This window comes from Paenibacillus plantiphilus, from assembly GCF_927798095.1.
Classification (GTDB): domain Bacteria; phylum Bacillota; class Bacilli; order Paenibacillales; family Paenibacillaceae; genus Paenibacillus_Z; species Paenibacillus_Z plantiphilus.
Genome location: NZ_CAKMMF010000001.1, coordinates 142470 through 163921, shown reverse-complemented (window position 1 = coordinate 163921; position 21452 = coordinate 142470). Strand labels below are relative to the sequence as shown.

21 protein-coding genes are annotated in these 21452 nt (G+C 48.8%); 15 read left to right on the top strand and 6 right to left on the bottom strand.

Translation table 11 applies throughout. The features are described from left to right. Positions 1-120: 120 nt before the first annotated feature. Both L6H65_RS00670 and L6H65_RS00665 read right to left on the bottom strand, forming a co-directional pair. Positions 121-2073: a clostripain-related cysteine peptidase gene (locus L6H65_RS00670; protein WP_236338315.1), complete on the bottom strand. Its 1953-nt coding sequence runs from the start codon at positions 2071-2073 to the stop codon at positions 121-123. 288 nt (positions 2074-2361) lie between these two features. After that, positions 2362-3348 (bottom strand): ABC transporter substrate-binding protein, encoded by a 987-nt coding sequence (locus L6H65_RS00665; RefSeq protein ID WP_236338313.1) that lies wholly within the window; start codon positions 3346-3348, stop codon positions 2362-2364. Between the two features lie 220 nt (positions 3349-3568). Here L6H65_RS00665 and L6H65_RS00660 point away from each other — a divergent pair, with 220 nt between their 5' ends. From L6H65_RS00660 to L6H65_RS00650, 3 genes are read left to right on the top strand one after another with little or no spacing between them, the layout of a single operon-like run. Then, a complete protein-coding gene (locus tag L6H65_RS00660) occupies positions 3569-4576 on the top strand; it encodes a FecCD family ABC transporter permease (protein WP_236338312.1) in 1008 nt (335 codons plus the stop codon). A gap of 1 nt (position 4577) precedes the next feature. Then, complete coding sequence (locus L6H65_RS00655; protein WP_236338311.1) at positions 4578-5621, top strand: FecCD family ABC transporter permease; 1044 nt, start codon at positions 4578-4580, stop codon at positions 5619-5621. 13 nt (positions 5622-5634) lie between these two features. Then, entirely contained in the window at positions 5635-6432 is a 798-nt protein-coding gene (locus L6H65_RS00650) for an ABC transporter ATP-binding protein (RefSeq protein WP_236338310.1), read from the top strand. 71 nt (positions 6433-6503) lie between these two features. Here L6H65_RS00650 and L6H65_RS00645 read toward each other — a convergent pair whose 3' ends face one another. Then, positions 6504-7136, bottom strand: a complete 633-nt coding sequence (locus tag L6H65_RS00645; RefSeq protein ID WP_236338309.1) for a GNAT family N-acetyltransferase — start codon at positions 7134-7136, stop codon at positions 6504-6506. Continuing rightward, on the bottom strand, positions 7133-7720 hold the full coding sequence (locus L6H65_RS00640; protein WP_236338308.1) for a hypothetical protein: 588 nt from the start codon (positions 7718-7720) through the stop codon (positions 7133-7135). The genes L6H65_RS00645 and L6H65_RS00640 overlap by 4 nt, the downstream gene beginning before the upstream one ends. Before the next feature lie 190 nt (positions 7721-7910). Here L6H65_RS00640 and L6H65_RS00635 point away from each other — a divergent pair, with 190 nt between their 5' ends. Further along, positions 7911-8555 (top strand): TetR/AcrR family transcriptional regulator, encoded by a 645-nt coding sequence (locus L6H65_RS00635; protein ID WP_236338307.1) that lies wholly within the window; start codon positions 7911-7913, stop codon positions 8553-8555. A gap of 18 nt (positions 8556-8573) precedes the next feature. Here the strand turns inward: L6H65_RS00635 and L6H65_RS00630 are convergent, their stop codons facing one another. Continuing rightward, a complete protein-coding gene (locus L6H65_RS00630; RefSeq protein WP_236338306.1) occupies positions 8574-8993 on the bottom strand; it encodes a MarR family winged helix-turn-helix transcriptional regulator in 420 nt (139 codons plus the stop codon). 126 nt (positions 8994-9119) lie between these two features. On the opposite strand from L6H65_RS00630, the gene L6H65_RS00625 reads away from it, so the two are divergent. The 5 genes from L6H65_RS00625 (at position 9120) to L6H65_RS00605 (ending at position 12751) form a co-directional block, all read left to right on the top strand. Continuing rightward, a complete protein-coding gene (locus L6H65_RS00625; RefSeq protein ID WP_236338305.1) occupies positions 9120-9641 on the top strand; it encodes a nucleoside deaminase in 522 nt (173 codons plus the stop codon). A gap of 72 nt (positions 9642-9713) precedes the next feature. Continuing rightward, positions 9714-10427 (top strand): hypothetical protein, encoded by a 714-nt coding sequence (locus L6H65_RS00620; RefSeq protein WP_236338303.1) that lies wholly within the window; start codon positions 9714-9716, stop codon positions 10425-10427. Between the two features lie 181 nt (positions 10428-10608). After that, positions 10609-11667, top strand: coding sequence for an LLM class flavin-dependent oxidoreductase (locus L6H65_RS00615; RefSeq protein ID WP_236338302.1), 1059 nt, complete (start codon positions 10609-10611; stop codon positions 11665-11667). 212 nt (positions 11668-11879) lie between these two features. Then, positions 11880-12215: an ArsR/SmtB family transcription factor gene (locus L6H65_RS00610; protein WP_236338301.1), complete on the top strand. Its 336-nt coding sequence runs from the start codon at positions 11880-11882 to the stop codon at positions 12213-12215. 32 nt (positions 12216-12247) lie between these two features. Next, a complete protein-coding gene (locus L6H65_RS00605; protein ID WP_236338527.1) occupies positions 12248-12751 on the top strand; it encodes an SRPBCC domain-containing protein in 504 nt (167 codons plus the stop codon). A 216-nt stretch (positions 12752-12967) separates the two neighbouring features. Here L6H65_RS00605 and L6H65_RS00600 read toward each other — a convergent pair whose 3' ends face one another. Further along, complete coding sequence (locus tag L6H65_RS00600) at positions 12968-13792, bottom strand: N-acetyltransferase (RefSeq protein ID WP_236338300.1); 825 nt, start codon at positions 13790-13792, stop codon at positions 12968-12970. Positions 13793-13945: 153 nt separating this feature from the next. Between L6H65_RS00600 and L6H65_RS00595 the strand changes: the two genes are divergently transcribed. The 6 genes from L6H65_RS00595 (at position 13946) to L6H65_RS00570 (ending at position 21443) form a co-directional block, all read left to right on the top strand. Then, entirely contained in the window at positions 13946-14755 is an 810-nt protein-coding gene (locus L6H65_RS00595) for a GNAT family N-acetyltransferase (RefSeq protein ID WP_236338299.1), read from the top strand. 1115 nt (positions 14756-15870) lie between these two features. Further along, positions 15871-16209: a PadR family transcriptional regulator gene (locus L6H65_RS00590; protein ID WP_236338298.1), complete on the top strand. Its 339-nt coding sequence runs from the start codon at positions 15871-15873 to the stop codon at positions 16207-16209. 28 nt (positions 16210-16237) lie between these two features. Beyond that, positions 16238-17257: a hypothetical protein gene (locus L6H65_RS00585; protein WP_236338297.1), complete on the top strand. Its 1020-nt coding sequence runs from the start codon at positions 16238-16240 to the stop codon at positions 17255-17257. Between the two features lie 422 nt (positions 17258-17679). Beyond that, the gene (locus L6H65_RS00580; RefSeq protein ID WP_236338296.1) at positions 17680-18690 is read left to right on the top strand and encodes a GHMP family kinase ATP-binding protein; all 1011 of its coding nucleotides are present in this window, start codon (positions 17680-17682) and stop codon (positions 18688-18690) included. A 36-nt stretch (positions 18691-18726) separates the two neighbouring features. Further along, a complete protein-coding gene (locus L6H65_RS00575) occupies positions 18727-20157 on the top strand; it encodes a glycogen synthase (RefSeq protein ID WP_236338295.1) in 1431 nt (476 codons plus the stop codon). Continuing rightward, positions 20154-21443 (top strand): HAD-IIIA family hydrolase, encoded by a 1290-nt coding sequence (locus L6H65_RS00570; protein WP_236338293.1) that lies wholly within the window; start codon positions 20154-20156, stop codon positions 21441-21443. The genes L6H65_RS00575 and L6H65_RS00570 overlap by 4 nt, the downstream gene beginning before the upstream one ends. The last annotated feature ends 9 nt before the right edge of the window (positions 21444-21452 follow it).

The following is a 21452-nucleotide window of genomic DNA, read 5'->3' as shown; positions in this document are numbered from 1 at the left end:
AATACGGTGATCAGAAGAAATACACCGCGAAGTAAAGGGGCAGCAGGTGAGTGACAGGCACCTTATACCTTTCTTGGCGGTGTATTTTTATCGTTTCTAGGAAGCATAGCGTGACTGCGTCTATTCCTCCAACACGATCTCAACAAAATCGGTCAGTGTCTCATTGCCGGAATAATCGGTCAAGGAGAAGCCATACAAGTAGCTGCCGTCAGGCAGCGAGCCATAGGCCAGATCGATCCCGTCGCCTACTGTGAACGGATCTCCGTCAATATAGCCGTCTTCATCCGTCGCTTCGTCGTAATAATAGAATTGCGGAATGATCTCATCGCCTTGTTTGAGCTTGATCAAGTTTTTATCCGGCATGCCAGTTTCCTCGCTGATTCCTTTCCACGCGCCCAGCACCTCGAATTGATCGGACTCGATATCGTAATGAACGAGGACATCCATTTCCTGGCCATTAAGCTTGACTGGAATCCCGTAACGGATGTAATCTTCGCCTTGAGAGATGAGATCAAGTGTCACAAAGTTTTCGTCCCACATCAGCCACTCGCCGGTAAAATCATCGCTCAGAATGCCTTTCTCCCAGTCCACATCGACGTAATGATCGTATCCCAAATAAAGCATTTCACTGTCAGAACCTTCGACAAGCATCGCTACAACTGCGTAGATTTGCTCGATTCGCTCCATATCATCCGGGTTCACGTACACCTGATACGGAGCTGACTCGTCTTCATTGTCATTATAAGAAAATGTGAAATCGCTGTTGTCCACAAGCTCAACCTTCGCCGAATTGCCCTGCAGCCGCTCAACATAGGTATGTAAAAAATCGGTGTAGATGTCTGAAAAGCCGATTGTTGAATAGCTCTTCAAATTTTCGGTAAAATTCTCCTTGTCCTTGTGAGGAAAATAAATCGACAATCCGCTAGCCGCTGGACGGCCTACACTGTTCAGATTATACACAACGGCTTCCTTCAATGCCGATTCCAGCGCTTGCGCTGACGCCGGATATGTATCCGATACGTTGCGTACTAAAGCCATCAAGTCAACCATATCTGTCGTACCGCCGTGCGCGGATGCGCTGCCATAATCCTCCGCCCGACTGCGGCTATTGGCGAAGCTGTAGAAGTTTTTGCTGTTAACGGCTATGTCGGAGTGGGCCTCCTCGACGAAATTTTCGAGCGCCTGGACAACGCTGGCCATCTTGCTCATATCCATGACGGACAGCGTAATCGACATATCCTGCTCGTATTCTTCAGCATGAAGCTTATAGGAGTCGGCAATTATGCGTCCGAGCTGACTGCCGTCCATACTGGACTCGCTGGAGAGCGCCGTCATGATGGCTTGGTAATTCCAGCCGTGTCCGGGCTCCAGCTCCTCTGAAGCTATCATATAACGACCATACGGGCTCAGCTTATAAGCCGTTTCCACAGTGGCCATCAGGCATGCGTCAAAGCCGATTAGCTCAAGCTGTGTCTCCGATTGCTCATAGGCTTTACTCAGGCCAGCTTCTATCTCATCGAGCGTGAGGGAATCGTTATCGAACAATTCATCCGCGCCAAAGCCAAGCACCGCACCGCCGCCGTGGTTCCAGAAAACGAGAGCATACTTATCCGCAGGATAGTTCTCCACCCCCCAGGTGACAAAATCCGTCAGTGTATCGGAAGCGCCCATGTTCTTGGCGCCCAAGCTTTCCACAAGAACGAGCTTGCCGTTCTCCACAATCCAGCGTTGATTCTCTTCGCTGCTAACCTGCTCATTGGCCCAGCCTTTCGTGCCGCCTGTCTCCAGAACGAGATGAACGCGATCGCTCGTCAGACCCTCCGTCATCTCCAGAATATCGGTCGTTGCCGCTCCGGAATATTCGCCGCTTTCCTCATCATAGTCGCTTTCCAGATCGGAACCGTTCATATACACGAGCACCGTATAATCGGTCATGCCGTCGACTGCTTCTTTTATCTCCTGGCTCATCTGTGACGGAGCCTCTGAGAATTCCTCTGTCCCTATGCTCGCTAACCACCACACAATCAGCGCCGCTCCGATCAACGAGATGGCGATCCAGCCTATCTTTTTCATCCTGCCTGACCCTCTTTTCTGAAATAAAATATAATCGCTTCTAATATAACGAGTTTGAAATAAGAGAAAAGAACGATCATTATAGCGAAATTTGTCATTTTATTATAATAGGGTTGAGCAGTTAGTACTAGCATTATTCGTTAAAAGCAGCTGTTGCGAGTTATGAAGAGTTCATCAAAATACATATCGAGTATCGATTTGCCCGTTTTAGGCGTATCCAATCCAATAAGCAGGGAAAACATGAAAAAACAGCCGGTACACAAGATACCGGCTGTTTCAATAAACGGCTTATTGTTGAATTTCATAAATTGCGTAAATTTCATCAAGCATGAGGTTAGCAGCGAGCACGCCGCCAGCTGTATTCCAAACAGCGTCATTCACCCGAATTGCCTTGTTGTTCTTCACAACGGAGAGGCTCTGCCAGAGCGGGTCCTTCAGCATCGTTTCTTCCATCTCTGTTCCTTTGCCATCGCCTGTTTCATAGGTGAAGTAGAACAGCATGTCCGCATCTACCTCTGGAAGACGTTCCTTCGTAATTTCTTCTACGAATGTGTCTGTATATTTCTGATTGTCCGGACGCGTAATACCGAGCTTGGAGAAGGCAACTCCTGTAAAGGTATCCTCCAGGTAGATGCGTGTTTTTCCAGCCATGAAGCGAACGACAGATACTTTCTGATTCAGCTTGTCGCCTGCTTTTTGTTTGAAATCTGCAGTGCGGCTATCGTAATCGGCAATTACTTTCTCGCCTTCGGCTTTTTTGCCTAGTGCATCAGCATACAGGAGGAAGTTCGCTTGCCATTCTCCGCGAAGCGTCTCTGAGAAGACGGTCGGAGCGATGCCTTTCAATTGCTCGTATACTTTCTCCTGACGCAATTTATTACCGATAATAAGGTCTGGCTTAAGACTTGCAATAAGTTCAAGGTTCGGCTGACTTTCGTCGCCTACGACTTCGACGCCCTCCATCTTCGCGGAGATGTGCTCATACCATGGATTGCCTGTCCAGGATTTAACTGCGCCTACTGGCTTCACGCCAAGCGCGAGCAGCGCTTCAGTTCCTTCATTAGTCAGTACGACTACACGAGCCGGCGTTCCTGTAATTTCTGTGCTGCCCATTGCATGGGCGATGCTGCGTGCTTGCTCTGACCCGCCTGTTGCAGCAGTGTCATTCTTCTTGTTGTCGGACTCAGCGTTGCCGCAGCCTGACACAATGATTGTGAATGCGAGCAAAATAGTGGAGACAGTCCAAGCAAATTTCTTGTTCAATACATGTGACATTGATTATGACTTCCTTTCTTCTGCGAATGACTCTCAATATCAGTCAAGGAGAAACTATAGCAGGATCAATATTCAAAGTCAATAATCTGTGACAGCTGCCTCTGATAATGATTCTTATAATCATTGACACCATCTGTTGCATGACCTAAAATTATTGAGTGCCGATCGATAAGGTTCATCCTTATAACATTCGGCCTTAGCAACCAGGAAAGAGGACATCATGAATACTTTACTAACTACGACCTCACAGAAGATAACGGGTTTGCTGGTTTCTCTGATTGCGCTTGCTGCCGGAATCATCTGCAGCATAGTGTTCGGAGTGGCCAATATTAGCTGGCATACAATTGTAGAATCTTACACCGCATACAATGGCTCGCAAGAGCATCTTATTATTCAAACGACAAGAGCACCTCGTGCATTCATTGCCGCGATCGCCGGTGCAAGTCTGGCAGTAGCTGGCTCGTTGATGCAAGGAATAACCCGCAACCCGATTGCATCTCCAAGCATCTTCGGCATTAATGCCGGGGCTGCTTTCTTCATCGTTGTAGGCGCTGCATTCTTCGGGGCAAGTAGCCTCGAAACATTCGCCACACTCGCTTTCCTTGGCGCGGCATTCACAGCTACAGTTGTCTATGTGCTTGGCTCCATAGGCAGTGACGGTCTGACACCGATTAAGGTGACACTCGCTGGCGCTGCGATGACAGCCTTCTTCTCTTCGCTTTCTCTGGGTGTCCTGCTGACAGGCGGGCAAACATTCGATCAAGTGCTGCATTGGTTCGTCGGCTCCGTGGCGGGTCGCGATATGAGCATCTTTACATCCGCAGCTCCGTATATGGGCATTGCGCTTCTGGGGACCCTAGTCATTGCCAGACATATGAATTTGCTGGCGCTAGGCGAGGATGTCGCTACTGGACTCGGGCAAAAGACGATCTACATCAAGCTCGCGGCGGGAATTATTGTCGTGCTGCTTGCAGGCGGGTCGGTAGCTATCGCTGGACCCATCGCTTTTGTCGGCATTATTATTCCTCATCTAACACGCCATCTGGTCGGCATTGATTACCGCTGGGGCATTCCTTACTGCGCAATGCTTGGGGGCGTTCTATTGCTGGCAGCCGACATCGGGTCGCGATTTATTTCTTTTCCCAAGGAAGTGCCTGTTGGCGTTATGACCGCTATTATTGGTGTGCCGTTCTTCGTCTATATTGCCAGAAGAGGGGGCCGCGCTTAATATGAATAGCTGGCTAACGCTTAGAGGTCGTTATCATTCGTACCAAATCCACCGCCGAACGATATTCATGATCCTGCTTCTGTTGGCGGCGAATGCTGCTGCCATTGTCGTATGCACAGGTCTGGGGAGCACAACGATCAGTCCGCTCTCCGTCATACGGACGCTTCTGGGTGCAGGAGAATCATCCGATTTCATGATTCTGTTCTGGCTGAGACTGCCGCGTGTTATCATCGCTGTCATGGTAGGCGCAGCGCTTGGCGTATCAGGCGCATTGCTGCAAGGGATCGTGCGCAATCCGCTTACTTCGCCGGATATTATAGGCATCTCGGGCGGAGCCGCGCTCGGCACTGTTATTTTCATTCTTTATTTCTCGCATGTGAGCATTAGCTATATGCCAATTAGCTCGATTGCCGGGGCATTTGCCGCCGCCTTTCTTATTTATCTGTTCGCTTATCGGAAGGGGATCACTCCGCTTCGGCTAGTGCTGATCGGTATCGGTATGGCTACTGCATTAACGGCAGTTACCTATATGTTGATCCTTACATCATCGTTCACGCCTACAGCTGTAGCGGTTAAAGCCTTCACCTTTATGACGGGAAGCATATACGGGGTTTCCTGGGAGCGGGATGTGATGACCTTGCTGCCGTGGCTTGCTGTACTGCTGCCTGTGTCATTCATTTATGCCAGACATTTGAATGTGCAAGAGCTTGGCGATGAGGTTGCAACCAGTGTTGGAAGCTCCGTTAATGTGAAAAGAACGATTCTGCTCATCATCAGCGTCGCACTCGCAGGAGCAGCGGTTGCTATTGGCGGCACGATCAACTTTATCGGCCTGATGGCTCCGCATATTGCCCGCAAGCTTGTCGGTCCTGCATATGGCGGGGTCATTCCGGTATCGGCGCTTATTGGCTCTCTCGTTCTGCTGTTGTCAGATCTTGTCGCCAGAATCGCATTTATTCCACTGGATATTCCTGCAGGTGTATTCACTGCCGCCATTGGAGCGCCTTTCTTTATTTACTTACTGTATCGAAACCGCAAATCATAAAGGGAGTGAGCCCATGTCGGTCATACAAGCAGAGAAACTTACGTTGTCCTATGGAAAAGAGCCGGTCTTCTCCAATCTCGATTTAGCAATACCGCCAGGCCAAATTACGGTATTCATCGGCAGCAATGGCTGCGGCAAATCAACGCTGCTGCGTTCGCTTGCTCGTCTATTGAAGCCTCAGGACGGGGCCGTTCTTCTTAATGGCAAAGATATAGCCAAGCTATCCAGCAAGGAAGTGGCAAGACAGCTTGCGATTCTGCCGCAAGGCCCGACTGTTCCAGAGGGGTTGACCGTGCAGCAGCTCGTCAAGCAAGGCCGCTATCCTTATCAGAGCTTTCTTCAGCAATGGTCCCATGAGGATGAGAAGCAGGTGAAGAGAGCGCTTGAAGTAACACATATGGACGGGCTGGCTTCCCGTTCCGTAGATTCGCTCTCCGGGGGGCAGCGGCAGCGGGCATGGATTGCGATGACGCTGGCCCAGAACACAGGGACAATTCTGCTGGATGAGCCTACAACGTATCTCGATATGACACATCAGATTGAAATTCTCGATCTGTTATTCGAGCTTAACAAGCATGAGAATCGCACTATTGCTATGGTGCTTCATGACATCAATCTCGCCTGTCGTTATGCGCATCATATTGTAGCAGTCAAGGAAGGCCGCATCTACGCGCAAGGCGAGCCGGAAGCGATTGTCAACGAGCAGCTCATCCGCGACGTATTCGATATGGAGTGTCAGGTTATGGCCGATCCCATCTTCGGCACTCCGCTCTGCATTCCTTACGGCAAGGGACGCATGCTGACGGGCTAGTGAAATCGCGATTGCTGCTTCGACGAAGAAGCAGCAATCCCGCGCAGCTCCCAGCACATGCTGCGAGCTGGTTATTGCTGATAGAACATACAATAAACAGGTATGTGATTGAGTTGTGTTTCCGCATGCAATTGAAATCCGAATTGTCGATACCAATTCACATTTTCTTTGTTTTCCGTATCCAGCGCGACGCCTCGTGAATTTGCATCCGCAATGACGGTGTTTATTAGCTGCTCCAGCAACGCTGTTCCAATGCCTTTTCCCTGCGCCGCAGGATCTACGCCAATCATAATGAGGTAGTGATGCGCCGAAGGGGGCGCAGAGGATCTCGTCACTCGCATGTAACGATTAAGGGTCACTAACGCTTGCCCTGACAAGCGAAATAACAACGGAATCAGCCTTCCTAGCAGCAGCAAGCCTCCTTGCACCTGCCGAAGCTTGCGCGTTTGCGGTTTCTCTACGACATAGGCGCCGAGCAAGACATTATTTTCGAATATCCCCCACATCTCTTCATCGAGCATGAAGCTCTTGTCAAACATAAAGGACATAAAGGCGGTCATTCTGCTGTGCGCTTTGCGATCACGCTCTGAATTTTCGAATAAGTGCAGGAATAAGGGATCGCGGGCGAATGCCCTGCTCATAAGCGATACGAATGGGGCTTTGTCCGACTTGGTTAGCTTGGCAACGTTATACGATGCACTCATGCTTGTTCTCCGGCATCGCAGATATTACTGGCATCGCTGTTCACTCTGCCATAATGATCGACGGCGAAGCTGAACAGCACTTTAAGCATAAATAATAAGCAAGCGATCAGCATATAGGGCTGTATATCCGGGAGCAAAGGGATGCAGCCAAGCCCCGCAGACAGGAGCAGACCCGCAACAAATCGCTGGGATTGCTTGCTGTGAAGAGCATTGACGATAAATGCGCCTCCGATTGTGTAGCCCCATACGCCTATCGAATACCAAATATCTGTATGCAATAGCAGCGCAACAAGTATAATATGGACGTGAATCGCAATGAATACGATGCGGTTTTTTTTGCGTGCGGCATAGTAATTGCTGGTCGATGCCGTGAAATTGGCGGCGCAGCCGGCAAAGATGTCGAACATGAGCAGCAGCGCCAGAACGCTGCGCCATAGCGGCACATTATCGCCAAGCTCAGGGTAGGCGGAATATAGGGCTACTGTCAGCAATCCGCCAAACAGCAGTATCGCCGCAATCATGCCAATACTCTGCCTCTCGCCAAAAATATCATGCAGAAATGAAGGGATTCGACGCTGTTTCATAACAAGCTCACTCCAATCAAAATTGTAATTTCATATGCATGAGGCATTGCTGATAAATAAATTATATACTCAAAATATCGATTCACTCTAAAATTATTATAAATTCACAACGTTAAAATTTCAATAGTTTTGTACTGAACGCGTTGATTTGCTCTAAATCCTGAGCTACACTACAAGTGAGGTGGAGAAGATGAATGGATTCGAACGACGGAAACAGAGGAAAATCGAGCAAATATATGACGCATCCTTTCAACTTTTTGCCAAATTCGGCTTTCAAAAGGTCAGTGTGAACGAGATCGCGGAGCAGGCAGGAGTTGCCCCGGCGACCATATACAATTATTTTGGGACAAAAGAACAGCTCTACGCTGATGCGCTATTGAACTGGATGGACAGACAGCTGGCCCAGTATGAGGACATCCTGGATTCAGAGCGTTCCTTTCCAGAGAAGACGAAGGAAATCATGCTGTATGAGGTGAATCATTTGAAATTTTTAACGGATGAGCTGCAGAAGGCGCCAGCCTCCGATAGAAATAGTTTGATGCAGATGATGGAGAGCTACAGCGAGCAGAGGATAATGCGTTTTTTTATGAAGTTTGTTGCGATGGGCAAGCAGGAGGGCTATATTCGGGAAGACTTCCCGGAGGAGCTGATGCTGCTGTACTTCAACATGTACAAAAATGAGCTGGGCCGATGTTGGGAATCGTCGAAGCAAGGGCATGGAGCTCAAAATATAGATCAATTAATGGAGCTGTTCTTTCATGGGTTGGTTGGCGAGGCGGGCAGGGAGAGGCGGGGCGACAGGGAGGCCGTTCGAAACGAGCCTAAGAACGACTAAGAGGCTCGTTTTGTGATTTTAACTGAACGTACGGTTAAATTTTGACATGAGTTTACCAAATGCCTCGCATTCCTCATCAGTCCAATCCTTCAGCAGAGCGCCGATTCTGGCGGTTCTGGCTGCTTTTGTTTCGATGAGTTCCTTTGTGCCCGGATCAGTGATTTGAAGAGAGTATGCCCTCCGGTCCAGCGGGTCTGGAATTCGGCGAACATATCCTCGCTGCTCCAAGACTGCGGCTTGTCTGCTGACAGTGGAAATATCCAATTGAAATTCTTCTGACAAGGCTTTAATGCCAGCGGAGCCATGGTGGGCGATTTGCTGCAGCAGAAGATAAGCGGAACGGTCGAGAGTTCCGATATTCGTGGTTGTAAAGGATGTGATCCGGCGGAGCAGGAGCGCGAGTTCAAATTCAATCGTTTCTAATGCATGTTGATCCATATCGTTTACTGCCTGCCTTTCTCATTATTTTCTAAACGCAATAGTATCATATTTATGGGGAAAAGAGGATATGCACTCGATCAGAATGAATAGTTAATCTAGCTGAATATGGGGCTGACTACAACGATGAAAGCAGGGCTGGGAATGAAGGATGACCGTCATTATTTGGAATTAGCCTTTGAAGAAGCAGAGCAGGCATCGCGTGAAGGGAGCATACCGATCGGCGCTGTACTGGTTGCTCCGAATGGGGAAGTTATAAGCCGTGGAAGGAATCAAGTGTTTACAGCATGGGACCCGACATGTCATGCCGAGGTTGATGCAATAAGAAAGGCAGGCAAGCTGCTGTTTCAACCTGAATACAAAAATAAATGCACCATCTATTCGACTGTTGAGCCCTGTCCAATGTGTACAGGAGCATTGATTCTCGCAGATATTAATAGGTCTGTATGGGCTCTAAGCGACGATTATTTGGGGGCGGTAAGGATATCGAAGTCAGGAGAGCACTTTAGGCATAAATACGACAAGCTGAGTATTACAGCTCAGCCATACATAGATTTGGCGGCAAGGTCCGAAAGGCTGCATAGAGAATTCGACTCCAAACGTGGTGTTGTGTATAAGGTGAGCAAGATAAAAGACCCAAAGGCATAGCTTCATGCAACTTTTATCGAATAAAGCACGTTTATGAAGAAGAAGCAGAGCCGACATTAAAGGAGGGAGCTTATGCTTATTCTTAATAAAGGTTGGATAGCTGTAGTAGCGATCATGCTGCTGCTTACTGCTTGCAACGGAACGCGCGAGCCGGTGCCGGAGCCGCAGAATCAAGTACAGGAATCGCCAGAGGTGTCGGAGCCGGGGGATCAGGTGCAGGAATCACCAGAGGAGCCGCAGCCGCAAGAGGATACTGAGCCGACGCCGACGGAAGGACAACCGCCAACTGCGAAAGAATCGGCGGCAACGGTCATGAAAGCGCTGAAGGCTGGCAATATGAGCACGCTCGCGGCATGGGCGCATCCTGAGAAAGGGATTCGGTTCTCACCATATGCTTACGTCGATACGGGGACGGACCTTGTATTTACAAGGGATGAGCTGGAAGGTCTGATGGCGGATTCCGAGAAGCGAGTATGGCGGACGTTCCCCGGATCGGGCGAGCTGATTGAGATGACCTATGCGGAGTACCATAAGCAATTCGTCTATGATGCGGACTACATCAAGGATGCCGAGATCGCGGTGAACGAGGGACTTGGGCAAAGCACGACGATTAACAATTTGAACGAAGTGTACCCCAAGGACAGCCATGATTTCGTCGAATATCATATCAAAGGGATCGATCCGGCAGTCGAAGGAATGGATTGGCGCAGCCTGCGTCTTGTCTTTGAGAAAATCGGGGACGATCATGCCCTCGTTGGCATCATTCACGATCAATGGACACCATAAGGGAAACAATACAATAGGACGGCAGCAGTCACCGAACAGTGAACTGAGGCCGTCTTTTCTTTCATGCGCTTGGAAACTTGAAAAAAACGTTGCGAAGGATCACAATAAGAACATCGGTTTGGACTTTGTTTGCTTGCGGAAGCTGCCGGTAGAATGGAACATGAAGCAGGAGGGATAGCCAGTGGAGATAGGAATAAGCACATTTGTTGAGACATCACCGGACGTTGAGACTGGTGAAGTGATGAGTCATGCACAGCGCTTGCGCGAGGTTGTGGAGGAGATTGTACTAGCAGATCAGGTAGGGCTGGATATATTCGGTGTGGGCGAGCATCATCGTCAAGATTATGCGGCGTCTTCTCCTGCAGTCTTGCTGGCTGCGGCAGCGTCGCAGACGAAACGGATCAGGCTTACAAGTGCGGTGACGGTACTCTCCTCTGCCGATCCGGTGCGTGTGTTTCAGGATTTTGCTACACTGGATGGAATCTCGAATGGACGAGCTGAAATTATGGCGGGTCGAGGGTCTTTTATTGAATCCTTTCCGCTGTTCGGATATGATTTGGACAACTACGATGAGCTGTTTGATGAGAAGCTGGAGCTGCTGCTGAAAATACGGGAGTCTGAGAAAGTGACATGGAGGGGCGGGCATCGCCCGGCGATTCATAATCTGGGTGTATATCCGCGTCCGGTTCAGAATCCGCTGCCCGTGTGGATTGGCAGCGGAGGCAATCAGCAATCTGTTGTCCGCGCAGGCTTGCTCGGCCTGCCGCTTGTTCTGGCAATTATCGGGGGCAGTCCGCTGCAGTTTGCACCGCTCGTTGAGCTCTACAAGAAAGCGGCGGCTCACGCAGGCCATGATGTCTCGCAGCTGCCGGTTGCGTCACATTCGCACGGATTTATTGCGGAGGATAATCAGCTTGCGGCTGACCAATTCTTCCCTTCGACTCAGGCGGTCATGAATTTGCTTGGTCGGGAGCGGGGCTGGGGGCCGTACAGCCGTGCAAGCTACGATGCTGCGCGCAGCTTCGAAGGAGCGCTGTATGTCGGTGACCCGGAGACAGTTGCCGGCAAAATCATTCATCTTCGCAAGCATGTAGGCATCACGCGCTTCATGCTGCATGTACCGCTTGGCACGATGCCGCATGAGAAAGTTCTCCGAGCTATTGAACTGCTTGGAACAGAGGTTGCGCCGCGGGTTAGAGATGAAATTTCCAGATGGGAAGCCGAGAACGAAGCGAAATAATGAACATTTGTATCTATGAAAAGGCCATCCCGTGCTCTAATGCTGCGGGATGGCCTTTCATTCATCCTTAATAAGAAATGGTAGGCTTGCTTGCTCAGAATATTTCGATTGCCTTGAATATTCCTTGACAGGAATATTCCCTAAGTGGTATATTTCAAATACAAGGTCGACAATTAAACAACGGAGCGAGGTGGTATGGAAGAATCCGAATAATGGACACAACAACTTTTAGCGCATTGTCCGAGCCTAACCGCTTACGTATCGTTGAGCTCCTGATCCATGGTCCATTGACGGTAGGGGATATCGCCGATAATCTGGAGCTCCGCCAGCCTCAAGCCTCGAAGCATTTGCGTGTTTTGTTGAAGGCTGAATTAGTTGAGGTGGAGGCTGTCGCCAACCGCCGGAATTACAAGCTCCGCTTGGAGCCGCTCCAGGCAATGGACCATTGGCTTGAAGCCTATCGCAATATTTGGAATGACCGATTCAACAATCTGGACATTTACTTGCAGAAGCTGCAATCTGAAAACAAAGAAAACAATGATAATTAAAATTCAAGGAGGAATATGTAGTGTCGAACAAAATGATTACCAAGGTAGAGGGTCAAGAAATTACGCTGGAGCGTGTTTTTAATGCGCCGCGCGAGCTTGTATTCAAAGCTTTCTCGGAGGCTGAGCATCTGAAGCATTGGTGGGGACCACGCGGCTGGACGCTTACGGTATGCAACATCGATTTTCGTCCGGGCGGAATTTGGCATTATTGTATGAAGTGCATCGATGAGAACATGGGGGATTATTTCGGATACGAGTCTTGGGGCAAAGGGGTTTACCAGGAGATCGTAGAGAGTGAGAAGATCGTTTACGTCGACTACTTCTCGGATGCCGAGGGCAATGAGGCGGAAGGAATGCCGTCATCTGATATTACAATGTATTTTGAAGAGTACGAAGGAAAGACGAAGCTCATTAGCAAGACTAAATATGCGTCTGAGGAAGCGCTCAAAACTGTTCTGGAAATGGGAATGGAGCAAGGCATTACGGAAACATGGGATCGTCTTGCCGAGCATCTGGAATCGGTACAATCGGTATAATAAGAGGGAAGATAGCGATAACCCGGAACAGAATTTCTTGCAAAATAAGAAGGCCATCCTGCGCTCAGGATGGCCTTTCTTCAATTAAGGACTGCAATTCAGTCGATACATAAAGGACTGTAGTTCAATTCAGTAGACACATAGGCATACAGAGGGCACTGTCACGCCGATCCATATCAGCGCTTGGAGCCTGTTCCCATTGGCTAACTCCCTTTTTCATCCATGTCTATGAGCGGGTCCCCAAACTCCACGTGTCCATGCTATTTGCATGCCGGAGCGTTCCATATTGTTTTGACTGGTGCTGCCGAAGCTCGCTTGTGCGGCAACCAGTTCACAATTCGCTGCATGTGCTTCGTACATGCGTCTTTGCAATAGAGCGGTTTGCAGACCGTTTCGCCTGCATTCAGGGACCGTTGCGGCAAGCGTGCAGGAAGCAATGTTGTTGCTCATATGCATGACAGCCACAGCGGCAGGCATGCCATGCAATAATGCCAAGTAAATTTTCCAGCCGGGCCTATTCAGCAATCCGATGTTATTGTTTACAAAGTGATGCTTATGTTCCACAGACATTCCAGAAGCTAAGCAATGTATGCCTGCATAGATGTCGAAATCGGCTTCATTGTCTACTTCTCGGATCGTTATATGTGCAGGACATGCAGGTGCTTCTCTGCGAGGAAGTCCATAAAGCACGGAGTGAAAGCTTACTTGATTCAAGCCATGCGCGGCCAAAGCCTGGAACAATTGCGGGCTGCAGTCCACAGGATTGATATCTAGCTGGAAGGCTCGCTCCCTCTCTCTGTAGAACGCAGTGATTTCTTCCAGCTTGTCTATATCCGCAATAGAGAACCCCTTGACTGAATTGAAGATGCCCCAGGGCATTGTTCGAATGTAATAAGCAGTAGTGCGCCCAAACTGATGGATTTCGACGCCTTCTGGATTGCCGTTTCGCTCACGAATTGAGCTGATTCTTGAGGTGAAATAGTCAATTTCGGCCTGTTCGATTCGTTTGCCCAGGTCGTCATGAATAACAGGTAATTTCAATGTCAGCACATCCTATTCTTTTATAAATTATGCATAGGTAGCTCAACCCCACAAACATGCTATTGTGATTTTTACACATTTTATCCAAAAAGTATATACATCGAGATTATCGTTTGCTATGATCAACAATTATTCGGGGAGGGATCGTATCGTATGCTGCAAAAATTCGAAGAGAGCGATAGCGTATTAAACAGAGAGTTGTTCATGGCTGATGAGGTTCAGTACAATTTGATTCATCGCATTTGCGAATCGCAGAGCTCGACATGTTTGAAATCCTCTGATGAAACGTTGATATATGCCCAGTCTGAGGGTAACAACCCGTGGCTATGGATCTCGAAGGAAGCGGCGAGTGAGACTAAGATCGCTCTACTGCAAGCACTTCTAGATGAGCTTGATGGAACTTCCTTGCCAGGAATATGTGGGGAGCCTGCAACGGCGGAAAGTTTTGCACAGCTGTATTCCGAGGTTAGGCATACACAATACCATCGTAACATGATGATGGAAGCCTATTATTGTCCAAAGGTGAAGAAGCCATTGGATATAAAGGGAACCGTGCAGCAAGCTAAGAGGCATCACGTGGAGACTGTTGCAGCGTTTCTGGCAGGTTTCTCGGAAGGCGCATACGGCGCTGCGGTTGATCCTGCGAGTCTTATACCAGAAGCTGAGGGAATGATTGAGACTGGCAATTTGTATCTATGGATAGCTGACCAGCTTCCAGTATCCATGGCGAATATCTCTCATCGCTCTCCAAGACATGGGAGAATCAATGCGGTGTATACGCCGTCAGCTTGCCGCAAGCGAGGTTATGCAAGTGCATTAGCAGCAGCGCTATGTTCAATCCTTGAATCGGAAGGCTTTGTACCGATGCTGTACGCAGACGCGAAGAATCCGGATTCTAATAAGGTTTATCAAAATATCGGCTTTATAGAAAGCGGCAAAATCGTCGATATTACATTCAAATAAGCGGGAAGCGGACCTTTTCAGAAAAAGGGATCTCCTGATGTGACGATACTGTCCCAAGCATGGATTGGAAATCGGTCTTAACTTGGATGGAAATTCACTCGGAGCGGCTAATTTCGTCTATGGTGGACAAAAAACGACAAAGACTGGCGCTAGCGTGGTCTGAGACGATGGTGTTTTGTCACCGGAAGATATTGAAATAATAAGTGAAATCCATCCATAGGGGGATGGATTTTTTTAATAGAACTTTCAAACCTACAGCCGGAGCGAGAGGCCGAAAACTGCGTCTATGGAGTCAATAAGCGCAAAAAGCTGCTTACAGCGCGGTCGAAAGTGTGCGAGCGGTCGTGAAAGCGTGAAAAAACGTCTTACAGCCGGAGCGAGCGGGCGCAAACTGCGTCTATGGAGTCAATAAGCGCGAAAAAGCCGCTTACAGCGCGGTCGAAAGTGTGCGAGCGGTCGCGAAAGCGCGAAAAAACGTCTTACAGCCGGAGCGAGCGGGTGAAAACTGCGTCTACGGAGTCAATAAGCGCGAAAAAGCTGCTTACAGAGCGGTCGAAAGTGTGCGAGCGGTCGCGAAAGCGTGAAAAAACGTCTTACAGCCGGAGCGAGCGGGTGAAAACTGCGTCTATGGAGTCAATAAGCGCGAAAAAGCTGCTTACAGCACGGTCGAAAGTGTGCGAGCGGTCGCGAAAGCGCGAAAAAACGTCTTACAGCCGGAGCGAGCGGTGGGGTAGCGATGCTGAGGGGGAGTCAAGGGGTCACGCGATCGTTCACCTCGTGGTCATTCGACGATATCGGTTTGATTAACTAGTGAAACACGATATCCAATGGGGGCAACCAGCTATGAAGCTTCTCTCATGCCACGTGCTGAGAGCTGCGCGCGCTGAGTGCTGCTTGCTGCACTGCTTGCTGCACTGCGTGTAGCTCCCCGCGTGCGGTTCGGCAAGCAACTGGAGCAATGTCATGCAGGGGCGTAGAGAAGCAGAGCATTCTCATGTCCTTGCTTGACATTTTATTATGCAAATGGCCGTCAATCCAATATTATAAAAAACTTTATATTAGTTTATTTACAATAGTGTGTGACGTACAGTATAATGACAGCAGGAGTTGATAATATGAGCAGCGTTAAAGAAACCATTAGCGGATTAATGCAGGAATTGCGTCGCGGGACGATCATCATCGGCGTGCTGAGCCAGCTATCAGAGCCGCAATACGGCTACTCCCTCGTCGCCATTCTGGAGGAGAAGGGGATCAGTATTGATCCAGGCACATTATATCCGCTGCTCCGCAGACTGGAGAAGCAAGAGCTGCTGGAGAGCAAGTGGGATACGAACGAGACTCGCCCGCGCAAGTATTATTTGCTCAGCCCGATGGGGAAAGAGGTCTACGAGCAGCTTTGTCTGGAGTGGAAAAGTATGATAAGCAGCGTGGAAAACATTATTGAACAATCTTAGTGAAGCAATCTTCAAGGAGGTTAGAGCAATGGAAATTGTGAAGCGGTATATTTATGCGGTTACTCACAAATTGCCTGAGAAGCAGAGAGCAGATATTGAGCAGGAATTGCAGGGTTTGATCGAGGATATGCTGGAGCATCGTACACAGGGCGGCGAAATCTGTGAGCGGGATGTGGAGGAGGTCCTTCTTGAGCTGGGTGCTCCCCATGAGCTCGCTGCCAAGTATAAGGGGAACCGCAAATATTTGATCAGCCCGGAGCTGTTTGATTTGTATTGGGTCGTTCTCAAAATTGTTATTCTTTCGATTGTGATCGGATTGTCTGTCGTGGCAGTGATAGAATTTCTCCTGGAGCCGGTGCGAGGCGGTCCATTTATCGGGGAATTTGTCGTTTCTTTAATTACAAGCTGTGTGCAAGGTTTTGCTTGGGTTACGATTGCGTTCGGCATAGTGGAATACAATGGGGTGAAGGCTTCAGGGATCGAGCTCGATAAGAAAAAGGAATGGAAGCCGTCCCAGCTGCCGGCAATTCCGAATCCCCAAACGCAAATAAAACGAAGCGAGCCCATTGCATCGATTATTTTCACTTTAATCATTACGATCCTGTTCACCGCATCCATCCAATTTTTTGGCATCATAAATTTCAATGATGAGGGTAGTACTGTCGTTGCTCCATTCTTTAATGAGGAGGCCATTCGAACGTATTTTCCACTTCTGTGGGGGCTGATCGCGCTAAGCATCTTGAAGGATGGCTTGAAATTAGTGGCAGGAAGATGGACGGCAAGGCTCGCGGCCTTTAACCTGCTTTTCAATATTGCTTCTCTCGTCATTTTGATTATCGTGTTCAGCGATTCGGCGGTGTGGAACCCAGAATTTCTGAATGATCTGGTGGCGTCCGGGATCGTGTCCAGCGGCAGCGAAGGCTTTCAAACGGTCAGCAATATATGGAATAATACCACCGATAGCATGATTTATATCATAGCGGCAATTACAATAATCGACACAATATGGATAGTTTGGAAAATGTATCGGATCAGAGGCAGCAAGTAAAGGGATCAAGTAAAGTAATCAGCGATTTATTGAGGCTGTCCCAGCGGTTTACCGCTCATAGGACGGCCTCGCTTATTGTGAAGGGAAAATACAGGTCATGTATCGGCTATTTACTCTGAAACACCCTCAAAAAAATATTTTTTAAGGGCTATTAACAAATCGACTATCGATATGCTATGATACGTTTAGTAGCATAAGTTTTTACTTTTTTATGCAGAATACGGAAAGGAGAGGATGCAATCAGCCGAATGGGTTAGAGTCATCCTTTTTTGTCACCCTTTTTTGGAGTATCAGCTACGATTTGTATACTTGGCAAGTTCTTTAGACCGGCGCTAATATCCTTCAGGCGAATCTATTCACATGAGAAGTCAATGCTTTCGATGCAGCTTCTGCTTCGCAGTACACTTTGAGGAGGGATTGTTGTGATCATTAGCCAAACGCCTTTGAGAGTCAGCTTTTTTGGAGGTGGTACGGATCTTAAAGACTATTACAGCACACATGGTGGAGCGGTGTTAAGCAGTACGATTGACAAGTATATTTATGTGATTGTGAAATCCAGATTCGATGACAAAATTGTGTTGAATTATTCGAAGAAAGAGGAGGTTTATTGCGTAGCGGACATTGAGCATCGGATTATTAGGGAAGCGCTTGGAATGGTCGGCATCGACAGAGGCATCGAAATTACGAGCATCTCGGATATTCCTTCTGAAGGCAGCGGTTTGGGTTCGTCCAGTTCCTTCACAATCGGCCTGCTGAATGCCTTGTACATGTACAAGGGGGAAACGAAAAATCCGTATCAACTGGGCGAGCTTGCTTGCCGGATCGAGATCGATTTGTTGAAGGAGCCTATCGGCAAGCAGGATCAATATGCAGCGGCCTTCGGCGGCTTCAAGAAATATTGCTTTAACAACGATGATTCTGTAAGCGTATACAATATCCCGCTGACCCATAGCCAGTACAAGCTGCTCGACCTGCACACGATGATGTTTTTTACCGGAATTACGAGAAAAGCATCTGCGGTGCTGATGGATCAGAAGCAGAATACGGGCAATAATCTGGAAACGCTCGATCGGCTAAAAGAATTTGTAAGCGCTTCCCATGATGATTTTATGGACCTGAATATCGAGCGAATCGGCAAGCTTCTGGATGTTAGCTGGGAGGAGAAGAAGAAGCTGTCGCAAAAAATCAACAACAGTGAAATCGACAGCATCTATGATGCAGCCAAGGCGGCAGGCGTATATGGAGGGAAGCTGCTGGGCGCTGGCGGCGGCGGATTCTTCCTCTTCCTATGTCCATTGGAGAACCAGCAGCGGGTAAGGCAGGCGCTTCAGCAATATGACGAGCTTCCTGTCAGCTTCGACCGCTACGGCAGTCGAATCGTTCTGAATGCCAGCGATCATTGCGGCTTCGTTAATTTGAAGGTGGGCTGTTAGGGCAGGTTAATCACTCTCAAAATGGAGGTTAGAGCGATGAACAATACTGTGCTATTCGTTACTTCACAGTTGTATCCCTTCACAACCGGCACGATGGGGATCTTCAATTATTCGCTTCCGAAAAATTTGATCGAAATGGGCTGGGATGCCCGAGTGATTGTTCCGAAAATGAATAAAACCTTCCGCGCTTACCCTTCAGACACGAAGATTATGGCAGTCCTGGATATTGGGATGGGCGATAGCGCGCACATCTGCACCATTGAAGCCTGCGTGTACGATGGCATTCCGCTCTACTTCATGTATGACACGCATTATTTTGACAGGGACGAGCTGTATGGCTATGAGGATGAGGGAGAGCGGTTCAGCTTCTTCTGCAAGGCGGTGCTGGAGGCGCTGCCCCATCTGGATTTCAAGCCGAGAATTCTGCACTGCCAGGATTGGCATACCGGCTTTATTCCGCTGCTCAAGAAGGCCAAGTACGATGAACAGCCCTTCTATCGCGACATCAAAACATTGTATACGATACACAACATGGGCTACCAGGGTGTATTCGGCAAGGATAATTGCGTCCATCTCGATATGAGCTGGGAGGAGCTGCTGGAGCATCGTGTCGACTACAATGACGGGATTAACTTCATGAAGGCGGGCCTTCTTCATGCGGATATGATTACAACCGTCAGCCCTACGTATGCCAAGGAAATCGCAACCGAGAAGTATGGCTCAACGCTTGAGGTGACCGTTCAGGAGCGGCAGGAGGATATATACGGCGTATTATGCGGTCTTGATCTTGAGATCAATAATCCTGCCACAGATACTAGAATTTATGCCAATTATGACGAGCATTCGCTGGAAGGGAAGGACTTGAACAAGCGGATGCTGCAGCAGGCGCTCGGATTCGAGGTCAGGGAGGATATCCCGATGCTCTCGCTGTTCTCCAGATTGAAGACGGAGAAGGGGCTGGACCTGGTCAGAGATGCCTTCGAGCACCTGATGAAGCTGGATATCCAATTCGTCATGGTGTCCAATGGCGATGCGAGCTACGAGGCCTATTTTCAAGAGGCGGCGCTTCGATATCCGGACAAGTTTTTCTTCACGCTCTATGAGGATGATTTTGCCTACCAAGCGTATGCGGCCTCTGATTTGTTCCTCATGCCATCCAGCTATGAGCCCTGCGGCATCGGCCAGTTAATTGCGCTGCGGTATGGCGCTGTTCCGATCGTCCGTCAGGTTGGTGGACTGAGTGACAGCATTCAGCGTTTTAACGAAGCGACTGGAGAAGGGAATGGCTTTCTATTCAACCACTACAATGCCAACGTTATGCTGTATACGATTCGGCAGGCTATTAAGGCATACAAGCGCAGAGACAAGTGGAGAAAGATGGTTCGCGCATGCATGGCTCAGAATCATGGATGGCCGCGTTATGTGAAGGAATATACTGGCGTGTACGAAAAGGTGCTGGGAGCATGAAGGCGGTCATACTGGCTGGCGGCAAAGGAACGAGGCTCAGTGAATTTACGAAGGAAATTCCGAAACCTCTCATTCCGATTAACGGGAAACCTGTGCTGGAGTACGGTATCGACAATTTTGCCTTGTATGGCATTAAGGACATCATTATTGTCATTGGGCATCTGGGGCATAAAATTCAGGAGTATCTGGGCGACGGCACAAGGCTAGGGGTGAATATCAGCTACTATGTGGAGACGGAGCCGCTTGGGACGGCGGGCGCATTGTATCATTTGAGAGATTCTCTGTCTGAGGAGTTTGTCCTTGTGTATGGCGATGTAATCTTTGATATCGATCTGGATCGATTCATCTGCTTTCACCTGGGGCATGGGTTCACGGGCACGCTGGCGGCGCATCCCAACAACCATCCCTATGACAGTGATGTGCTGCAAATCAGAGCGAGCGGCCTCGTGGAGGACATTCTGAAGAAGAATGAGAAGCGGGACTACTACTATAATAATTGCGTGAATGCGGGAATATTCCTGTTCAACAAGCGGATTATTAATTATATCGCAGCCAATACGAAGCAGGATCTAGAGAAGGATATCATCGCACAATTAATTCCTGAGGGCGAGATTTGCGCCTATCGAACGACAGAGTATATGAAGGACATGGGGACTCCCGACCGCTACAGCCTCGTTCAGCAGCATGTGGACAAGGGAATTGTCGGAAAGAAGAACCTGGCCTTGAAGCAACGGGCGATCTTCATCGACCGGGACGGAACGATTAACAAATATGTTGGACTTCTGTCGAAGCCGGAGCAGCTCGTTATTGAGGATAAGGTTGTCGAGGCACTACGGCGAATCAATGATTCGGAATTTATTAGCATCGTCATAACCAACCAATCCGTCATTGCGAGGAATCTGTGCTCGGTGGAGGAATTGGATGATATCCACCGGAAGCTGGAGACTCTTCTTGGCGAGCGGGGCGTCTATGTGGACGATATTATTTATTGTCCCCATCATCCGGACGGCGGTTATCCCGAAGAGAATAAGGCGCTCAAAATTTCCTGCAGATGCCGGAAGCCATCCATCGGCATGCTTGAATCCGCTGCGGCCAAATACAACATTGACCTCGCAAGCTCCTATCTGATCGGCGATACAACGGTAGATATTCAGACAGGCATCAATGCGAATGTAAGCACCGTCCTTGTAGGCACTGGTCTCGGAGGGAAGGACAATCTGTTTCAGGTAGCTCCGAATTATTATGCCGACCATCTGTTGGAGGCGGTTGATTACATTATGAAGTGAATCGTATAG

What these genes read in the sequence shown, in the direction of transcription:
- L6H65_RS00670 (WP_236338315.1), bottom strand. Translation starts at nt 2,073, where the DNA reads ATGAAAAAGATAGGCTGGATCGCCATCTCGTTGATCGGAGCGGCGCTG.
- L6H65_RS00665 (WP_236338313.1), bottom strand. Translation starts at nt 3,348, where the DNA reads ATGTCACATGTATTGAACAAGAAATTTGCTTGGACTGTCTCCACTATT.
- L6H65_RS00660 (WP_236338312.1), top strand. Translation starts at nt 3,569, where the DNA reads ATGAATACTTTACTAACTACGACCTCACAGAAGATAACGGGTTTGCTG.
- L6H65_RS00655 (WP_236338311.1), top strand. Translation starts at nt 4,578, where the DNA reads ATGAATAGCTGGCTAACGCTTAGAGGTCGTTATCATTCGTACCAAATC.
- L6H65_RS00650 (WP_236338310.1), top strand. Translation starts at nt 5,635, where the DNA reads ATGTCGGTCATACAAGCAGAGAAACTTACGTTGTCCTATGGAAAAGAG.
- L6H65_RS00645 (WP_236338309.1), bottom strand. Translation starts at nt 7,136, where the DNA reads ATGAGTGCATCGTATAACGTTGCCAAGCTAACCAAGTCGGACAAAGCC.
- L6H65_RS00640 (WP_236338308.1), bottom strand. Translation starts at nt 7,720, where the DNA reads ATGAAACAGCGTCGAATCCCTTCATTTCTGCATGATATTTTTGGCGAG.
- L6H65_RS00635 (WP_236338307.1), top strand. Translation starts at nt 7,911, where the DNA reads ATGAATGGATTCGAACGACGGAAACAGAGGAAAATCGAGCAAATATAT.
- L6H65_RS00630 (WP_236338306.1), bottom strand. Translation starts at nt 8,993, where the DNA reads ATGGATCAACATGCATTAGAAACGATTGAATTTGAACTCGCGCTCCTG.
- L6H65_RS00625 (WP_236338305.1), top strand. Translation starts at nt 9,120, where the DNA reads ATGAAAGCAGGGCTGGGAATGAAGGATGACCGTCATTATTTGGAATTA.
- L6H65_RS00620 (WP_236338303.1), top strand. Translation starts at nt 9,714, where the DNA reads ATGCTTATTCTTAATAAAGGTTGGATAGCTGTAGTAGCGATCATGCTG.
- L6H65_RS00610 (WP_236338301.1), top strand. Translation starts at nt 11,880, where the DNA reads ATGGACACAACAACTTTTAGCGCATTGTCCGAGCCTAACCGCTTACGT.
- L6H65_RS00605 (WP_236338527.1), top strand. Translation starts at nt 12,248, where the DNA reads ATGATTACCAAGGTAGAGGGTCAAGAAATTACGCTGGAGCGTGTTTTT.
- L6H65_RS00595 (WP_236338299.1), top strand. Translation starts at nt 13,946, where the DNA reads ATGCTGCAAAAATTCGAAGAGAGCGATAGCGTATTAAACAGAGAGTTG.
- L6H65_RS00590 (WP_236338298.1), top strand. Translation starts at nt 15,871, where the DNA reads ATGAGCAGCGTTAAAGAAACCATTAGCGGATTAATGCAGGAATTGCGT.
- L6H65_RS00585 (WP_236338297.1), top strand. Translation starts at nt 16,238, where the DNA reads ATGGAAATTGTGAAGCGGTATATTTATGCGGTTACTCACAAATTGCCT.
- L6H65_RS00575 (WP_236338295.1), top strand. Translation starts at nt 18,727, where the DNA reads ATGAACAATACTGTGCTATTCGTTACTTCACAGTTGTATCCCTTCACA.
- L6H65_RS00570 (WP_236338293.1), top strand. Translation starts at nt 20,154, where the DNA reads ATGAAGGCGGTCATACTGGCTGGCGGCAAAGGAACGAGGCTCAGTGAA.